This window comes from Longitalea arenae (genome assembly GCF_016924755.1).
Classification (GTDB): Bacteria; Bacteroidota; Bacteroidia; order Chitinophagales; family Chitinophagaceae; genus Niastella; species Niastella arenae.
Window position 1 is genome coordinate 116,450 of the sequence record NZ_JAFFJX010000008.1, and the last position, 19,130, is coordinate 135,579.

Here is a 19,130-nt window from a genome sequence, read left to right on the forward strand (position 1 = left end):
TACACGCATAAGCTGCCACGATCCGGATTTGATATTTATTTCTTATTACTGTAATGGCATAGGTATTTATGGTTTATACAGGTATGCTCGATGTAGTATCCTGGCTGCGATAAGAATAGACTGTTGGGAAGGGATACAGTACTCTAAAGCTAATGATGTGAAGAAAGCGGCTAAAATAACGCTCAAAATATTCCTGTGGATCTTTGTGGGGCTGCTATTGATAGCAGTACTGGTACAAACGCCACCCGTTCAGAATTTTGCCCGCCAAAAGGTGCAGGCATGGCTGCAAACCAAACTGGGCACCCGCGTTGAGATCGGCAGGCTGCGCATTGGTTTTCCCTCATCCGTTGTACTCGACAGAATATATCTCGAAGACAAAACAAAAGATACCCTTTTGTATGGCGGCCGTATCAAGGTAAATATCGCCATGTTAAAATTGCTGCAGAATGAAGTGCGCATAGGCGACCTGCGCTTGCAGGGCATGACGGCCAAAATAAAACGGCAATTGCCTGATACTGTATATAATTTTCAATTCCTGATAGATGCCTTTGTTGTTGAAAATAAAAAGCCGGCCAAACCAGCCGATACTGCAGCGTTAAAAATGAGCCTCGATCATTTGTACCTCGACGATATCCGCTTCCTTTATAAAGATACCATCTCAGGTAATGACTGGGCCATTCAATTAAAACATTTTGACAGCCGCATCAGCCAATTCGATCCCCAGAAACAGATATTTAGCATCCCCGCTATAAACCTCGACGGCTTAACCGCCCGTTTATATCAATACAAACCCCTGGTAACGGTTGAGGATGTGGTGGCCAATGACTCGGGCGTAGCACCCATGCCTAATCTTAACCTGAGGCAGGTGCATCTCAAGAACATCGATGTCGAATACAAAAATGATGTGTCGGCCCTGTACACCCATGCAAAATTAAAGTCGCTGGATACCCGTGTAAACACCGCCGACCTGAATGGCCGCCGGGTCATCCTCGATCACTTTCGGTTGCTGGGCTCAGAAACCCGGGTAACCATGGGAAAAACGCAATCGGCCAAACTTGTGGCCGAAAAAGCAAAAACAGAAGCTAAGGATGTGGCTGCCCAAAGCTGGCTGGTAAATGCAAAGAATATAAATATCCAGAAAACATTTTTTCAGTTCGATGATGAGAACCAGCCGCGGCAAAAGCAGGTGCTTGATTATGGCCATTTGAAGGCCAGTGATTTTACGGTGCAGGCGCGCGAAGTATTGATGGATAAAGGCGCCATCACCGCCTCGGTTCAGCAGGTGGCTTTTAAAGAACAAAGCGGATTCACATTGCAGCAGCTTCGGGGTGATTTTGTGTATACCGATCAAAAAGTGCGTATCGACCGCTTATTGGTGCAAACCCCCGGCACCCGTATTAAACATACCATCCATCTTGATTATCCTTCCCTCGAAGCTTTGCAAAAAGATATTGGCAGCCTGCAGGTAAAAGCCGTGCTGCCAGGCTGTTATATTTCCAATAAAGACATTCTCTATTTTGTGCCTGCGCTCAGAAGCCAGCCGGCATTCAGTGATCCGGGTACCGTTTTCTCTATCAATGCCGATGTACAGGGCCGGGTGAACCGGCTTACCGCCCGGGTATTACAGGTACGGGGCTGGAACGATACAGAACTGGATGTGGCCGGTACGATCGTAGGCCTGCCCGACATAAATAAACTGTATGGTGATCTGCGCATCAAAGAGATCAGCACCACCCGCAAAGACGCCGAACGGTTCCTGCCCAAAGAAGTGCTGGCGCAGGTAGAAATTCCCGTCCGGGTGCAACTGAGCGGTACTGTCAAAGGCAACGGGCAGCAAATGCACACCAATGTACAGTTGAAAACTTCTTCCGGCAATGTCAGCCTGAATGGTACCATGGCCAATTACCAGGATGTAAAGGCCGCCACTTATGATATGGAAGTTCAGGCCCAGCAGGTACAGGCGGGAGCTATATTGAAAAACCCCAGTTTGCAAACAGTGTCTGCTAACGTAGAGGCACAAGGTAAAGGATTGACGCTGGAGACGGCCGACGCGCAATTGAAGGGAACAGTAGCCAGCGTGGTATTCCAGAAATACAATTACCGCAACATCAACCTCGATGGATCCATCAAAGATCAACAGGCGAAAGGCAACCTGAGCATCGCTGATGAAAACATCAGGCTGGCGGGAAGTATAGCGGTGAACCTCGCTTTGGCTGACCCAGCCCTGATGGCAGATCTTACCATCGACAGCATTAAAACAAAACCACTCAATTTAACGCCCCAGGATATTATCTATCGCGGAAAAATTACCGCCGATATGCCCAGTATCAATCCCGACAGTTTGCAGGGTGATGTAAACATCATTCACTCCTTACTGGTAGTAGGTAAAGACCGCTTACAGCTGGATACCGTTACGGTAGCCGCCCGGCGGTCTGGCGACAGCAGCCAGATCACTTTGGAAAGTGATATTGCCAAAGCATCGCTCACCGGTAAATATCAGCTCACAGCCCTTGCTGACGTTTTCATGCAGGCCATACAACCTTATTTTGCTGTAATGCCTGTTAAAAAACCGGCAGCTGCAACACCCGCAAAACCATATAATTTCCGCATGACGCTGTATGCCCGCGATAATCCGGCGCTGAAAGTGGCATTGCCCACATTACAACGATTTGAATGGTTGCAGTTGAATGCGCATTTCGCCAGTGACAGCGGCTGGCAGGCCGATGCAGAAATGCCCATACTGGCCATGAGTGGGATGACCATTGATAATCTGCAGCTCGACGCGGGCGCCCGCGACAGCGCATTGTTCCTGAATACAACTGTAAAGCAGATCCAGCTTGGCGGTAATTCGGTGCATAATACATCTGTACGCGCCAACGTGGCGGGCAATAAAGTAGATTTTCTTACCCGCTTTCACGATCAAACCGGCCGGATACAATATGCCATTCCCGGTGTGATGCAGCAACCGCAATTCGGCGTGTACGATATCAGTCTGAAACCGGATAGCCTGCTATTGAACTACGACCTGTGGACGGTGGCGCCCGACAATAAGATACATATCGGGAAGAACGATATAAGAGTGACCAATTTCATGCTGAACCATAATTTTCAGCAGTTCAGTCTGAAGAGCCAGGGCAATATCATAAATGCACCTGTAGAGGCCAGCTTTACCAGTTTTCAGATCTCTACGCTGGCCGATTTTGCGATGGCCGATACGCTGGCGCTCGATGGAACCCTCGATGGTGAAATATTGTTATACAACCTTACCAAACAACCTTTGTTCTCAGGCGATATGACCATCAGCAACCTCAATTTCCAACGCGATACTGTAGGTAATGTAATTGTTAAGGCAAAGAACACCAGCGCCGATATCATCAATGCCGATATTCTTTTGACCGGACAGGGAAACCATGCCACCGTTAAAGGCGATTTTTATATGAAACCGGTGAATGGAAATGATTTCCGGTTTAAGGTTTCGCTAGATACCTTGAATATGGCGTCAATAGAAGGCGCCACCCAGGGGGCCATCAAAGATGCGAAGGGACAGGTGACCGGCCAGTTCGATGTTTCGGGATCTTTTGCAAAACCAAATGTGAACGGAGCACTGAGCTTTAAACAAACAGACCTGAACCTGAGCATGCTCAACAGTCTATTCCACATTGAGGACGAAACGATCACCGTGAATAACCAGGGGATCAGGTTCGACAGTTTTATGATAGAAGATTCGGCCAGGAACAAAGCGACCATCGACGGTATGATCTATACAACTGATTTTGCCAAATACCGGTTCGATCTTTCTTTGCGGGCCAATAATTTCCAGGCGATGAACAGCACGAAACAGCAGAACAGGTTATACTATGGGCAGCTGCTGTTCAGCAGTAATATGAAGATCAAGGGAACCGCGGAAGCACCGGTGATCGACGGAAGCATTACCATTGGCGATAAAACAAACGTAACGGTGGTATTGCCGCAGCAGGACCCATCGGTGGTGAAACGGGAAGGTATCGTACAATTTGTAGATATGGATGCGCCCGAGAACGATACCTTGTTTATGAATGCCATGGCCGGCTTTGATTCCCTGAACCAGTCCGGTTTACGCGGACTGGACATTACCGCCAACCTCGAGATCAAGAAAGAGGCCATATTCAGTATGGTAGTAGATGAAGGGAATGGTGACTTCATTCGCATGCAGGGTGAGGGTTTACTTTCCGGCGGGATAGATCCCAGCGGTAAAACCACCCTTACGGGTTCCTATGAGATCCAGAATGGCGCCTATGAGTTAAGTTATAATTTCTTAAAGCGCCGTTTCGAAATACAGCAGGGCAGCAAGATCGTGTGGAATGGCGAACCTACCAAGGCCGACCTCGATGTTACCGCTATTTATAAGACCAAGGCAGCGCCCATGGACCTGGTAAAGAACCAGATCGCTGACGAAGAAGCCAATACCCGTAATGCCTATCTGCAACGCCTGCCCTTTGAAGTATTACTGAAACTGCAGGGTGAGTTATTACAACCAATGATCACTTTCGATATTCAATTGCCCGAGGAAAGCAATGAGGTTTCGAAAGGAACTGCCACCACCATTAACTACCGGCTTACTCAATTGCGGCAGGAACCTTCAGAATTGAATAAGCAGGTATTCTCGCTCTTGCTGTTGAACCGCTTTGTTGGTGAGAATCCGTTTGAAAGCAGTGCAGGCGGGTTAACGGCTGAATCTTTTGCCCGCCAGAGCGCCAGCAAACTGTTAACCGAACAATTGAACCGGCTCGCCGGTGACCTCATACAGGGCGTTGACATTAACTTCGACGTTACATCGTTCGATGATTATTCAACCGGTACGGCACAGACCCGAACAGACATGAATGTAGCGTTGTCGAAAAGGCTCATGAACGACCGGTTGACAGTAACTGTCGGAAGCAATTTTGAACTGGAAGGGGCGCGCAACACGAACCGCAATTCGAGTAATATTGCCGGTAATGTAGCCGTTGATTATAGCCTTAGCAAAGACCGCCGCTACATGTTAAGGGCTTATCGCAAAAATGAGTATGAAGGGGTTATCGAAGGGTATGTGATAGAGACCGGTGTAGGGTTTATAATAACACTTGATTACAACAAATTCAGGAACCTGTTCCTGAGTAAAAAAGCCCGGGAAGAAAGGCGCCAGCGTATCAGGGAAGCGCGTGAAGAACGGCAACAACAGCAAACACCTACTCCACCACAAACACATATTCCATCACCTGAAAACAGGGAACTGATACGGCGTGAAGACAGCTAGATATTCATATTATGCTTTACTGGTACTGAGCTTCTTAACCCTTTATTCATGTTCAAGTACCAAAAACCTGCCCCCGGGCGACGCGCTCTATACAGGTGCGCGCATAGATATTAAGGACAATAAGGTATCGAAGAAAAAGAAAAAGGCGCTGCGCAGTCAATTGAGCTCACTGACCCGGCCGGTGCCTAATCAACGATTTTTGGGCATACCATTCAAATTGTACATTTATAATAAGTTCGCACGCGCGAAAAAAGGCCCGGGTAAATGGATCCGGGAGAAATGGGGACAGCGCCCTGTGCTGCTGAGCGATCTCAACCTCAATACGAACGTACAGGTGTTGCAGAACTACCTGATCAATAAAGGATATTTCCATGCACAGGTAACAGGCGATACAACGGTTAAAAATAAAAAGGCATCTGCCGAGTATGCTGTGCACACAAGCGATCAATACCATATTGATAAAGTGCGGTTCACCGGCGACAGTACGGTACTGCCCCAAACCATCCGGGAAACGATGCCGAAAACATTGCTGAAACCGAATGATCCTTTCGATCTGCAGGTCATTACCACTGAAAGAACACGCATTGATAATTATCTGAAGGAACATGGATTTTATTTCTTTAGTCCCGATTACCTGCTGGTAAAAGCAGATACCACGGTAGGTAATAACAAGGTTGATCTGTTCATGACCGTTAAGCCCGAAACCCCTGCAGATGCCCGCAAAGTCTTCCGCATAAATGATGTATTCATATATACCGGTTTTAATTTGCAGCCCGGCGAAATGGATACCAGTAAGGCCGGCGCTACGTTCTACAAAGGCTATTATGTGGTTGACAGGCGGAAGATCTTTAAGCCTAAGCTCTTTCAGCAGTCCATGGCATTTGACCCCGGGGATGTATATAACCGTACAGACCACAATGCCAGCATCAGCCGCCTGATCAGCATGAATATCTTCAAGTTTGTAAAGAACCGGTTCGAGGTGGTGCCCAATTCAGATTCAGCCTTGCTGAACTCATTCTATTACCTGACCAGGCTGCCGAAAAAATCCCTGAGGCTGGAAATAAATGGGCTTACCAAGTCGAATAACCTGACCGGTTCAAATGTCACCCTTGCATGGCGGAACCGCAATGCCATGCGCGGTGGAGAACAATTTGTGATAAGAGCTTCTGCCGGTTTCGAATTACAATACAGCGGCCAGTTTAAAGGATATAATACGTTGCGGTATGGACTGGAACCTTCACTTTCCTTCCCCCGCTTCCTGGTGCCTTTCTTTAACTTCAATACCAAAGGCGGATTCCTGCCGCGCACGACCATCACCTTAGGGTATGATGTGCTGCAAAGGCAAAAATTATATACGATGAATTCCTTCCGGACCAGTTATGGTTTCACCTGGAAGGAATCATTGGAAAAAGAACATGAGTTGAATCCCATAGAGGTTAACTATGTTCAACCTGTTAACATTACGCCGGAATATATTGACAGCGCCAAGGAGAACCCTTCATTGTACCAGGCGATCGACACGCAGTTTATCCTCGGCTCATCCTATTCTTACACCTACACCAATGTGCTGAATAACCGCCCGGTGAATGGTTTTTATCTGAACGCCGGCATCGACCTCTCGGGTAATATTGCCGGGCTGGCCATGGGCGCCAATATCAACAAGGGAGATACGGCGAAAATATTCGGCAAACAATTCTCTCAATATACGCGCTTACAGGGCGATTTCAGGTTTTACCGGAAAGTAGGAGGAGGGAATAGCGTATGGGCTAACCGCATCTTTACCGGTATTGGTATCCCTTATGGTAATTCCAGCGCCCTGCCATATATAAAACAATTCTTTTCGGGTGGTAATAACAGTATAAGAGCATTTAGAAGCCGGTCTGTAGGACCTGGTACCTTTCAGGCCCCACAGAATGCCGGATTGCTGGCAGAACAACCTGGCGACATCAAGCTCGAGTTGAATACCGAATTGCGGTTCCCCATAGTGGGTATTGTACATGGAGCTGTGTTTATAGATGCGGGTAATGTGTGGTTGTATAACGAAGATCCCAATAAGCCCGGTTCTTTATTCACCAATAAGTTCCTGAATGAACTGGCGGTTGGTACAGGCGCCGGTATACGGTTCGACCTGAATTTCCTGGTATTACGGCTCGACCTGGCCTTCCCGGTGCGCAAACCCTGGTTGCCGGAAAAAGAACGGTGGGTATTGAAAGAGTTCAATTGGGGCAGCAGCGAGTGGCGCAAGCAGAACCTGGTATTTAACCTGGCGATCGGTTATCCGTTCTAAGGGGTTGCGGCAACTGAGTAACTGGTTATAAGGGCAGTCCCCCGTCGAGACCGACTGTTTTTTGTACGCCTTCAAAGATGGATTTCCAGATAAGATTGAAAATCGACTGACTGGTGTTCCTTGCACGGGAAACGGTAACGATCCGCTCCAAACCATTGTTCTTACCAGGGTTGGCATCCATGATCATCATATTGGCCATTAAAGAGACCATTTTTTTAGCTTTTATTTCCTTCTTCTCCTCGTCCTTTTTCAGGATCTTGATCTTCAGGTCGTCGTATAAAAGCCTGACGATGCCTTTCGCCCGGTAGTCGTTACCAATAAGATTAAAGTCGAGGCTGTTGATATTGCCTGAGTTGATCTCTACCATCGCCATTGGTTTGCTCAGGCGGTTGAAGATCGTAGCGTCCGTTGCTTTCAGGCTGCCGTTCACGGCAAATTTTCCGTTATTGCTGTTGAGATGAAGCTTCAGGGTGGCGGTCATGGGTATCCTGCTCAATAAGCGGCTGCTGAAGTTCACGGTAAAGATGCCATTGTTGCGAATGTCTTCTTTCCGGTTGGTTACGTTATGCAGGGTTGCATATATGTTGTCAAATATTATGACACCGTTGCTCCCTGTTTGCGGAACTTTTTCCTTATACTCGATGTATGCCTGTTGTACGGTGATTTTTTTTAAGCTGACATCGATGGGTAATTTGCGCAGCTCCTGGTGCGGGTAATGCCCTACCTTGCTCTCTTTTTTAGGAGGATATGCTTTATCCCTGAATATTTTAATGCTGGCTTTTTTAATGCCCAGTTCATTGGCGATCAGATTGCCATTAAGCAATTCCTGCACATTTACCTGCTTGAACAGGAGGTTGTAAACGTCAAAATCGAGCCGGTCGGTTTGCCATTTGGCGGCCCGCATAAATGCCGCCTCGCCCATTAAAGGGGTGATGTGTATATGACTAACGGCAAATGATCTTTCGCCCGATCGTAAGGCCAGGTTATTCAGCTGATATTGATAAAAGCGATTCGTGCGATTTAACGATAGCCGGTGTACATCAAGCACAGCTTTTTCTGCGAACAGGATCCGGTTGGGATCGTTGCTGGTGCTGTCGCTGATATTAATATGATGCAGCTGCGCATTGATCTTTTTGCTACTCAAAACAGTGTCGCCGCCGGGCCATTTGCAAATATGGTAATCGGCATCGGTAATTAAGATCGTATCTACTTTGATCTTTTCCAGTCCACGTAGCAGCACCTTGTAAATTTTGTCGGTGGTCGGCGTAGTGTCATTGACCTTTGCGCCACGTCGGTTGTTGTACATGGTTACTACGGGTTTGGTGAGCCTGATCCTGGTGGCAATTACTTCCTTGTTCAATACGGCAGCATCTGTTTGCACACCCGATACATATACTTCAGGAACGGTAACGCGCAATAAGTTACGGGGCAGGGTGCTGTCGGTTGGCTTTTTATAAGTGGAATCAGGGATCAGTTGAAGGTTCCTGATCATAATTTCTCCTTCCACTTCATCGATATCAATGTGATCGTAGGTTATTCGGTATAAACTGTCTGATTTCAGGAATACCAGTTGCGGAACTTTTTTAAGCAGGAAATCCTTACGCCATTGTCTGTAGTATATAATGCCCCCGGCAACAAGCAGGACAAGGATGAGCAGGAAGAATAGCTTTTTCATTTGTATGTATTTAGGGGTGTGGGCTCCAATCTTGATTATGCCATATAAATTATAAAATATCGGTTATTATGAGACGTTAGTTACCGGTTGTTAAGAACAAATTGCATTATCCTGCGCCCGGCGCGAGATGTTTTACTGAATATAAATCTGATCCAGTCGAGTGCATGGCCTGCTCCGCACAATAAACAAACGTTTATCATGGCTATTACAATGGCTTTTATCCAATTAAGAAACTTACTCATATGTCAACTGATTAGGTTTCGGGATATGTAAAAAATTATTGTGCCTGCCGGCAGTGTAGAGAAAATCACTAACCAATTTGTGGCAGTGTATGAGGATATATTTCCTCAGCAAAAACCATGAAACTCGCTCCTGGATTGAGTTTACGGCGGGGGCATAGGAATTTTAACAGTATATGTAAAGATTGAGACTAAATTATTTCTTATGAAAAGGTTTATGTGTGCAGCCCTATTTTCGGCCGCTTTTTTAACAGGAACAAGTGCCTTTGCGCAACAGCAGCAGACGCCAGCAGAAGATGATCTATCCCCTAAATTTGGTATCAAGGGGGGTGTGAACCTCACCAACATGTATGTTCAGGACGTGTCCGACGAGAATATGAAAGTCGGATTCAATGCAGGCTTCTTTGCCAAATTACCAGTGACAAAAGGTTTTTCCATTCAGCCTGAATTATTATATACAAGCAAAGGGGCTAAAGAAACCTATGATAATTTTATCCAGGGAGAGGGCGAGTACAGGTTCAATTTGAATTATATTGAATTGCCGGTACTGGCAGTATTCAATGTTGCCAAAAATTTCAACTTACATGTTGGCCCCTACGTATCTTATCTTGTTAGTGCGAATATCAAAGACCTGGAAGACGATGGAACCATCGAGGATATTACTGATCTGGATGCCGAGAATTTTCAACGGTTCGATTACGGTCTTGCCGGTGGGCTTGGCATAGATATTTCTAACTTTACTATAGGTGCGCGTTACAGTTACGGATTAAGAGAGATTGGGAAGTCCGGTAGCCTGTCTGGAGAATTGACAAAAGATTCAAAGAACAGCGCTATCTCATTATATATCGGAATAGGTTTTTGAGCGATACGGGTTTGAGGATTCAAGGAAAAACCCCGGCGATACCGCCGGGGTTTTTATATTGGTACTGAGTTAACTCATGCTCCTTTTATTAATTGGCCACTTCCTGGTTTTTGGGGAACGTAATGATGAAGGATGTACCCACATTCAAAGTGGATTTGACATCGATCGTTCCTTTATTTGATTGGATGATGTTCAGGGTGCTTGCCAATCCCAATCCCATCCCATTGCGTTTGGATGTAAAATAAGGTTCAAACAGCCGGGAGATATTTTCTTCACTGATGCCGCAACCATTATCGCTGATAATAATGCTTGGATCAGGATCACGGTTTATTACTACGGAAATTCTTCCCTGTTTATGATGGATGGCTTCGGTAGCATTGATAAGTATATTCGAAAAGGCAAGCTTTAATTTTTCCTTATCTACCGTTACAGTCACCGGTACGTCAGGGTACTTGATCTCCAGCTTTATCCGTTGCAGGGTAAGCCGGTCAATGGCGTCGAGTATGCTTTCATCCATTACGCTCTGCAGCACATGTGGCTCCATTTTCATTTCCGCCGGCCGCGATGAGTTCAGCAATTCCGTGATCAGAGCGCCAATACGGTTGCTGTTCCGTTGAATGATCTCCAGGTAAGTAGAACCGTTCTCATCACCGCCTGCTTCTTCCCGCAGGTGTTCTACCGACAGATTGATATTGTTCAGAGGATTGCGCACTTCATGGGCCAGCGTGCGTACGAGACGGCCGGTGGCTGCCAGCTTTTCTATCTGCAGGGTTGCTTTTTCTGCCTTTTTCAGGTTGGTGATATCGTGTACAATGCCCTGCATGTAGAGCTGGTTGTTGTTATCTGTTTCCAGCGATGCAGAAATAATGCAGATGCGGTGTTCGCCCTGTTTGGTGCGGATCTCTGCTTCGAGGTCATTCACTTCCTGGCGTTCGGTGAACAGGTATCTGAACCGTTCTTCTTCTTTCTTTTGAATGAAGAGGTCATAGATATTGATCTGCATCAGTTCTTCCCGCGTATAACCCACCAGGTCGGTAGTAGCAATGTTCACATCTTTAAAGCGGCCTTCCCGGTCAGCGGTGAACACCATGTCCTTCGAACGCTCGAACATGTTGCGGTATTTGCGCTCATTGGCCCGGAGGGCCTTCACAGAAGCCGATCTGTCGAGTGCATAGCGAATGGAACGTTCCAGTTTTTCTTCGTTTAATTCGCCTTTTACCAGGTAATCCATGGCGCCCACCCGCATGGCTTCCATATCAACCGTGTGGTTGCCTTTACCGGTTAAAAGGATCACCGGTTCTTCGCAGCCGGCTGCAATACCTTCCTTCAACAGGTCGAGCCCGGTTTTGGCACCGAGGCGGTAGTCGATAAAGTAGATATCGTAGGCGCGGCTTTTCATTTGTTCAAGCGCGTCCTTATAAGAGTAGCACCAGTTGGTTGAAAAACCCGATGACGGAATATTGCGTATGAGATCACTGGTAATTAAAAAATCGTCCTCATCATCATCTACAATGAGGATACGGGCCTGTAAATTGGATACTATCATCAGGTAATTTTATTGATGTTCCGGCAATATTATAGTAAAGGTAGCGCCATTATCCGGCTCGCCGGTTGCGTAGATCAGTCCCTTGTGCTGATCGATTATTTTTTTGCAGATCGCCAGCCCGATGCCAGAGCCCGGGTATTCGGTTTTCCCATGCAGGCGCTGGAAGATCTGGAATATCCGTTCTTTATATTCCGGTTCAAACCCGATGCCGTTATCGGTAAATTCAATTTTGAACCAGTTATTTGCGGTATCCAGCTGGTGTTGTTCTTTCTGCCGGCGTGATAATCGCGAACACCGGATATTTATAATGGGATGTGTATTGAGTTTCCTGAATTTGATGGAGTTATTCACTAAATTATCAAACAACTGCTTCATCTGGGAAGGGATCGCTTCTATGACCGGAAGCGCATCGATCTGAAAACTGGTGGAGGTCTCTTCAATCTTAAGTTCCAGGTCGGTTTGAACCTCCTTCATGATCGCATTGAGGTCAACGGGTACAAAGGGCTGGTTGGTGCGCGTTGTACGGCTGAACTCGAGCAGGGTATCGATCAGGTGGCGCATGTTCTCTACCGAAGCAGAGATCCGCGACAGGTATAGTTTACCATCTGCTCCCAGCTCCGATTTGTATTTGCTTTCCAGCCGCTCAATGAATGTAGTGATCTTACGCAGCGGTTCATTCATATCGTGGGAAGCTACGTAGGCAAATTCTTCCAGCTCTTTATTGGAACGGTCAAGGTCCCTGATCTTTTCTTCCAGGTTCGACTGGTACTGGCGCAAACGGGTGATGTCGCGCGAAGTTCCAATCGTCTTTATCCACTGGCCTGCATTGTCGTAAAATAATCTGCCGGAAGTTTCGATTCGCTTAATGCTGCCATCGTTGGTCTTGATCTCGTATTCGCTTACAAATTTTTCCGGGCGTTCCTGCTCGGCTATCACCGAATCGATAAATGACTTGCTTCTGGCAAAATGTTCTTCATTCATGTGCTTTTGATAAAGCGCTTCATTTACTACCACCTTGCTCTTATCTGTTTCGGGATTATATCCAAACAGGCGGTACATGCCATCTGACCAGAAATAATGCCCGCTTCGGGCGTCCACTTCCCAGGTGCCATAGTCAAGAAACTCTTCATTTTCCTGTTTCATGGCTTTGTAAGCGGCCAGATCGCGGTATAATTGTGATTGCTCGGTTATATCTATGGTGCTGCCAATAACGCGCAACAGTTCGTCTTTGTCGTTCCTGAACACTTTGGCTTTTTCCCGTACATCTTTTAACCGCCCGTTGCGGTCAAATATTTTGTAATACAGGTCGTATTCATGATGCGCCAGGTGCTCTTTCTGATTATATAAGACTTTGTTGCGGTCGGTATCCACTACATGCTGCAGGTAAAATTCCGGCGTTATATGCAATTTGTCTTTTTCTGTTTTGGGGTCATAGCCGAGTATGCGGTACAGGCCATTGCTCCAGGTGATCTTATTGTCGGGCACCGACCATTCCCAGACGCCGAATTTCAACAGCTCCTGGGTGTCGTTAAACAGCTCTTCTATGCGTTTGAACTGGTTCCCTGTTTCCACTTCACCGGTAATATCCTGGGCGATAAATAAAAAACTGGCAGCCCGGCCTTTGGTATCGCGGTTAAGCACCGTACCCATTGTGCGGAAATACATCCAGTTGCCCGATTTATGCGTGAGGCGTGAATTATAGCTATAACTTTCTTCGTCCTGTAAAGCGTCGAACTTTGCGAGCTCTTTTTTTACATTTTCCACGTCGTCCTTATGTACGATAGAAAGCAGGTTATCATCCCAGGTATGTACATCATTAAAACTATAACCGAGCAGGTCGGTGACCTTACGGTTGATATACTTCAGCTTTTTTGTGTCGGCATCATACACATAGACGATCGCCGGAATAAAATCGGTGATCTTATCCGGAAGCCCGTCATTGTCGCTATTGGATTGAAACAAAAGCTTCAGAGGGTTAATCTCCTGGTTTATTAGTTGTTCCATCAAAGCCTGGACTTATATGCGTATATTTCCTTCACAGGGTAATGTTACCGCTGATTACTGGTTATTAAATTCCTGGTATTGCTTCATTTTATTATACAATGTCTTACGGTCAATGTTCAGCAGTTTTGCTGCTTTGCTTTTGTTAAAGTTTGATTTCTTTAACGCTTCAATGATCGTTTCATACTCGGCGTCAATGCTTGCATTCTTCAGGGAAAGTTCACTGTGTGAATGATGCGGATGCGGCCTTGGTATTTCCGCTTCAGTAATGGGTGAAGGAATAGGCGGCGTTGGAACGGTTTGTTTGGGTTCCGCCTGTAAATAGGGCGTATCGGGTGCTTCGTCGAACTGCAACCGGGTAAAATTCGAAATTTCAAATGGCAATGTATGTGCTTCAATGAAAGAACCTTCCGCCAGCAGGGTGGCCCGTTTGATCACGTTCTTCAATTCGCGCAGGTTGCCATACCAAATATAATTTTTGAAAATATCTTCTACTTCCTTGGTAAAGCCTTTCACATTTTTTTCCAGCTCTTTATTCGTTTGCAGCAGGAAGTGACGGGCAAATACCATAATATCTTCCTTACGCTCACGCAAAGGCGGTACTACAATGCTGAACTCGTTAAAGCGATGGTAAAGGTCTTCGCGGAATTTTCCTTTCCGGGCAATGTCCCAAAGCTTTTCATTGCTCGCCACGATGATGCGGATGTCGAGGTCAATGTCTTTTGTTCCGCCGACCCGGCGCATTTTTCGCTCCTGCACCACGCGTAACAGCGATACCTGTATATCGTATGACAGATTTCCGATTTCGTCGAGGAAAACAGTGCCCCCGTTCGCCAGTTCAAGGCTGCCGATCTTCTGGTTCAGGGCGCCGGTAAAAGAGCCTTTTTCATGCCCGAACAGTTCACTGCCGGCCAGTTCTTTCGACATGGCGCCGCAGTCAATGGCTATGAACGGCATGGATTTACGGCGGCTGCGTTTATGTATTTCCTGGGCAATGGCCTCCTTACCGCTTCCGCTTTCACCATAAATGATAATGCTATAGCTGGTAGGCGCTACCAGGTCGATCTGTTTCAGGATCTTTTTGAAGGAGTCGCTATCGCCAAATATGTAGTCGCCAGAAATAATGACCTGCTGTTTCTTTTCCCGGCCGTCAACCGTACTCTGCTCTTCGGCAGCTGCTGGTGCGTTATAAGCGGGCGCAGCCGGAGTTGCCGCTGGCGAAGCAGCAGTTGTAGTTGCCTGAGCGCCGGTAGCGCCCTGGTTTTGCAATGCTTTTTTTATGGTGACGAGAATTTCATCGGGGAATAAGGGTTTGCCAATATAGTCGTAGGCCCCCAGTTTCATTACTTCCACTGCTACTTTTATATCACTATAACCGGTCATAATAATGACAGGTACATCGGGCAATTGTTCTTTTATTTTCACCAGTAAAGTAGTGCCATCCATATCATCCAGCCTGAAATCGCACATGACCAGGTCGGGGGTGAATGAATTCATGAGTTCAAGAGCCTTTTTACCGGCATATACCTCAGCCACTTCATAGTTATGCTTGGTCAAAAAGCGTTTCAATAACAGGCAAATATCCCTGTCGTCGTCAATTACTAGTATTTTCGGCATCTTCAAATTTACTTTTTTACTGTGAGTTTATGATGGATTGTTTCAGGAATACCCGGATTGATCAAAGCGTAAAATTCAGTATTTTTTAACAATGCCGTTGCTATGCCCATATCGAACGCATTTGCGCTACCGGTATCTGTAAAATTTCGCGGTACTTGGCAACTGTTCTTCTGGCAATAGAGAATCCTTTTTTCGCTAAAATAGCTACCAGTTGCTGGTCGGTATATGGATTTTTCTTGTCTTCTTTCTCAATCGCGTCTTCGATGGCCACCTGAATGACCCGGTTACTGATGGCTTCTCCTTTTTCATTGATAATGCCTTCTGTAAACAGGTCTTTCAGCAAGATCATTCCAAATGGCGTATCAACGTATTTATTACAGGTAATACGCGATACGGTAGAAATATCTACGCCGGTTTTGTCGGCAATATTTTTCAGGATCATGGGCTTCAGCAGTTTGATATCGCCTTCGCGGAAATAATCATACTGCATATTCACGATGGCCTTCATAATGCGCAGCATGGTGCTTTCACGCTGCCTGATGGCGCTCACGAACCATTGGGCCGACTGATATTTATTCTTTAAATATTGTGCCGCTGCGGTGTCTTTCTTGTTTTTTTGGCTTTCTGCCACTACTTCCTTCCATTCGCGGCTGATAAAAAGAGAGGATGAGCGCTGGTTGTAGAGGGAAACTTCCAGGTAATCGCCTTCCTGCACGATCAGGAAATCGGGAATTATGTGGGCGTTGGGCGTGCTGCCTTCCTGTACTTCTGCCACCGGTTTCATTTTCAATGAGCTTACCAGCTCGAGGATGATCTTCAATTCATCCTCTTCCAGGTGCAGGCACTCCATTATTTTATCCATGTTGCGGTTGCGAAGGTCCTGGTAGTGATTCTCCAGCAGGCTGATCGCCTTTTGTACATCGGGTCTTTTGGCATTCATTGCCCGAAGCTGTAACAGCAGGCATTCGCAGATGCTGCGGGCGCCGATACCAATGGGATCCAGCTTCTGAATGTTCTTCAGCACTACCTCGAAATCCTCTGCTTCTTTCCAGGTCTTGAAAGCGAATGAATATTCTTCAGCTACCTTCTCGAGAGACAGTTCCAGCAGACCATTGTCGCTGAGCGAATCTATGAGGTAATCTGCCAGCAGGGTCTCTTCGGCTTCATTGCAGCAAAGGCGATACTGTTTCTTGAGATCTTCCCGGAAGTCGCTCGCTGCCTTGAGCGGACTGAAGGTTTTTTCTTCGTCCGGCAGATAATTACTGTATTCCATTTTATAGTCGGGAATGTCGTCATACCCGTACTCATCCCAGTCCTGGTAATCCTGCACCTGCTCCTTGGTGAATTTATCACCCGCTGATTCGTCCTCGTCTTCTTTCTTATCCAGGAAAGGATTATCTTCCAGTTCCTGTTCAATTCTATGCTCTAATTCAAGTGTATTTAAATGGAATAAATTAAGTAGTTGTATCTGCTGAGGCAAAATTTTGGTTTCCTGTTTCTGCACAAGGTTCTGCTGTAACATACGGGTTCATTTTTCTTTATTAACTTCAAGATGCTTTCCACTTTGGATTATTACAAAATAAAATTTTATTGCATTGATTTATAGGATTTTGTCCTTGACTCGTTTTTTTACTATGTTGCATATGTTAAAACTGCTATGAAGGGATTGTAGAAATTAATCCCCGAACTGTAGAACTAAAATCGCTATGAAACGACGACTATCCTTTATTACACTGGCCTTTGTACTGTCGCTGGTAATTACATTGTCTCTCTCGTACCTCTTGTACAATAGCTATGTGCAGTCTGGCGCACAGAACCGGCGTATAGAACATGCCTACAAAGTGGTGTTGCAAACCAGTGAGCTGGAAAACTATATCAAGGAAGCCGAAACGGCCCAGCGAGGGTTCCTGCTGACAAGGGATAGTACTTTTCTACAACCGTATTTGAGTATCCGAAATGATATTAAACCTGGTTATGATTCATTGCAGCGGCTTACGGCAGATAATAACCATCAACACCAACTGGTGAATCAGGCCGGCTTGCTAATGAACAATCTCATCGATCATTTTCAGCACAGCGTGTATCTGCGATCCAGCGCCCGCCTTTTGGAAACCAGGGAAGCCATGGATAGTTTGCGTAATGTGTTCAAGGCAATACAAAAAGAAGAAATGAACCTCGTGAAACGTTATGCCGTGAATAAATATGAATCGGCCATGCCGCGCTATTTTGCCGCCATATTTTTATTTGCTGCCCTTATCATTATTATTTCCTTTGCCGTGATCCTTAAAGAATACCGGCAGCGTTCCCGTTATCAAAAAGAGCTTGAGCAGAAAATGATCGAAGTGAACGCGTATACGGTAGAGCTGGAGCAGATCGCATTTGCTACCTCGCACGACCTGCAGGAGCCTTTGCGGCGCATCAGGACTTTCAGCGACCGGTTGAACTGGAAATACCGCGATCAGTTAAATGAGGAAGGTCAGATGATCCTTTCGCGCATCGATTATTCTGCCCGCCGTATGCAGGGGCTATTGGAAGACCTTATGAATTTTGCCAATCTCGTACGTGGTGGTGAAGTGTTAAGCGTGGTGAACGCAGATAAATTATTGCAATCGGTCGTAGAGTATCTCAGGCAGGATATAGATATTAAAAAGGCTACTATCCATATCGGTCAAATGCCTACTATCACCGGCTTCGAAAAACAATTGTTCATGATGTTCAGGGCGCTTATCGACAACGCGCTGAAATTTGCCAAACCAGGTATTCCTCCGGTAGTTACCATTCAGAGCGTGCAAACCACCGGTGACGAACTGGTACATATCGACAAGAATTTATCGAAGAAGGTCTTCATCCGTATAAGTATCCAGGATAATGGCATAGGGTTCAGCAATGAATTCAACCAGAAAATATTTTTGATCTTTCAGCGCCTGCATACAGATGCCGAATATGAAGGCAAGGGCATCGGGCTCGCTATTGTTGAACGCGTAATGACCAATCACAATGGATATGTGCTTGCATCGTCACAGGTCGACAAAGGCGCCTTGTTTAATTTATATTTTCCTGTACAGGAGGGTTAGCGATGACCTTAACATGGTACCGGATGCTTTCAAAAGCTTTGGCAATAGCAGTTTCCCATCGAACGGCAACGCTGTAACCGGTGAACTCGCCGGTCTGTGCGCCGATCTTAATTAAAGCTGCCACGGTGCAGGCGTCGGGATTAGACAGGGTCACTTCAATTACATAGATCTCTGCAAGAATATCTTCAAGCAGGTTTGCTTTGAATGATGATAAGAAACCTATATCCTCCAACGGAATCCCCAATGTAGTTTGCTCGTCTATATGCATTAAATAGCTGTTCTTCATAACCTCATTTTTTATTGGTACAATAACTCTTTTTATTGGTACAATAACCCTAATCACTCTTTCACTTGTTCATTTTTTATAACGACTTTGAAAGAAGCAGCTACCTGAAGTATTGTAAAGATTGTACCGGCAAAGGGTCTTTCAGACGCAAAAAGATAATGTAGAACTTAGTCTACACGGTGTATTTTTTTTTACCTGAACAGGGGAGTATTACTAATTGATCAGTAATAACGGGCGTTTAGAAAGGGCCGGCGGTATGATTTTTACA

General features: G+C 46.0%; 10 protein-coding genes. 4 read left to right on the forward strand and 6 right to left on the reverse strand.

From position 1 onward, the window contains the following. Window positions 1-157 precede the first annotated feature (157 nt). Window positions 158-5,275 carry a translocation/assembly module TamB domain-containing protein gene (locus JT717_RS28840; RefSeq protein ID WP_205511689.1) on the forward strand — a complete coding sequence of 1,706 codons (5,118 nt, stop codon included), beginning with the start codon at window positions 158-160 and terminating at the stop codon, window positions 5,273-5,275. After that, window positions 5,262-7,562 (forward strand): translocation and assembly module lipoprotein TamL, encoded by a 2,301-nt coding sequence (tamL, locus tag JT717_RS16930; protein WP_205511690.1) that lies wholly within the window; start codon window positions 5,262-5,264, stop codon window positions 7,560-7,562. The genes JT717_RS28840 and tamL overlap by 14 nt, the downstream gene beginning before the upstream one ends. A gap of 25 nt (window positions 7,563-7,587) precedes the next feature. On the opposite strand, the gene JT717_RS16935 is transcribed toward tamL, so the two are convergent. After that, window positions 7,588-9,237 carry a hypothetical protein gene (locus tag JT717_RS16935; RefSeq protein ID WP_205511691.1) on the reverse strand — a complete coding sequence of 550 codons (1,650 nt, stop codon included), beginning with the start codon at window positions 9,235-9,237 and terminating at the stop codon, window positions 7,588-7,590. A gap of 444 nt (window positions 9,238-9,681) precedes the next feature. Between JT717_RS16935 and JT717_RS16940 the strand changes: the two genes are divergently transcribed. Then, entirely contained in the window at window positions 9,682-10,338 is a 657-nt protein-coding gene (locus tag JT717_RS16940; protein ID WP_205511692.1) for a porin family protein, read from the forward strand. 88 nt (window positions 10,339-10,426) lie between these two features. Here the strand turns inward: JT717_RS16940 and JT717_RS16945 are convergent, their stop codons facing one another. The 4 genes from JT717_RS16945 to rpoN form a co-directional block, all read right to left on the reverse strand. Beyond that, window positions 10,427-11,884, reverse strand: a complete 1,458-nt coding sequence (locus JT717_RS16945; RefSeq protein ID WP_205511693.1) for a hybrid sensor histidine kinase/response regulator — start codon at window positions 11,882-11,884, stop codon at window positions 10,427-10,429. Between the two features lie 9 nt (window positions 11,885-11,893). Then, window positions 11,894-13,846 carry a PAS domain-containing sensor histidine kinase gene (locus tag JT717_RS16950; protein WP_205511694.1) on the reverse strand — a complete coding sequence of 651 codons (1,953 nt, stop codon included), beginning with the start codon at window positions 13,844-13,846 and terminating at the stop codon, window positions 11,894-11,896. A 96-nt stretch (window positions 13,847-13,942) separates the two neighbouring features. Next, window positions 13,943-15,502, reverse strand: a complete 1,560-nt coding sequence (locus tag JT717_RS16955) for a sigma-54-dependent transcriptional regulator (RefSeq protein ID WP_205511695.1) — start codon at window positions 15,500-15,502, stop codon at window positions 13,943-13,945. A gap of 100 nt (window positions 15,503-15,602) precedes the next feature. Further along, window positions 15,603-17,024 carry an RNA polymerase factor sigma-54 gene (rpoN, locus tag JT717_RS16960; RefSeq protein WP_205511696.1) on the reverse strand — a complete coding sequence of 474 codons (1,422 nt, stop codon included), beginning with the start codon at window positions 17,022-17,024 and terminating at the stop codon, window positions 15,603-15,605. Between the two features lie 184 nt (window positions 17,025-17,208). Here rpoN and JT717_RS16965 point away from each other — a divergent pair, with 184 nt between their 5' ends. Then, window positions 17,209-18,576: a sensor histidine kinase gene (locus JT717_RS16965; protein WP_205511697.1), complete on the forward strand. Its 1,368-nt coding sequence runs from the start codon at window positions 17,209-17,211 to the stop codon at window positions 18,574-18,576. Here JT717_RS16965 and JT717_RS16970 read toward each other — a convergent pair. After that, a complete protein-coding gene (locus tag JT717_RS16970) occupies window positions 18,545-18,862 on the reverse strand; it encodes a hypothetical protein (protein WP_205511698.1) in 318 nt (105 codons plus the stop codon). The two genes, JT717_RS16965 and JT717_RS16970, sit on opposite strands and share 32 nt — an antisense overlap. Between the last annotated feature and the right edge of the window lie 268 nt (window positions 18,863-19,130).

What these genes read in the sequence shown, in the direction of transcription:
- JT717_RS16970 (WP_205511698.1), bottom strand. Translation starts at nt 18,862, where the DNA reads ATGAAGAACAGCTATTTAATGCATATAGACGAGCAAACTACATTGGGG.
- JT717_RS16955 (WP_205511695.1), bottom strand. Translation starts at nt 15,502, where the DNA reads ATGCCGAAAATACTAGTAATTGACGACGACAGGGATATTTGCCTGTTA.
- JT717_RS16940 (WP_205511692.1), top strand. Translation starts at nt 9,682, where the DNA reads ATGAAAAGGTTTATGTGTGCAGCCCTATTTTCGGCCGCTTTTTTAACA.
- JT717_RS16935 (WP_205511691.1), bottom strand. Translation starts at nt 9,237, where the DNA reads ATGAAAAAGCTATTCTTCCTGCTCATCCTTGTCCTGCTTGTTGCCGGG.
- rpoN (WP_205511696.1), bottom strand. Translation starts at nt 17,024, where the DNA reads ATGTTACAGCAGAACCTTGTGCAGAAACAGGAAACCAAAATTTTGCCT.
- JT717_RS16945 (WP_205511693.1), bottom strand. Translation starts at nt 11,884, where the DNA reads ATGATAGTATCCAATTTACAGGCCCGTATCCTCATTGTAGATGATGAT.
- JT717_RS16965 (WP_205511697.1), top strand. Translation starts at nt 17,209, where the DNA reads ATGAAACGACGACTATCCTTTATTACACTGGCCTTTGTACTGTCGCTG.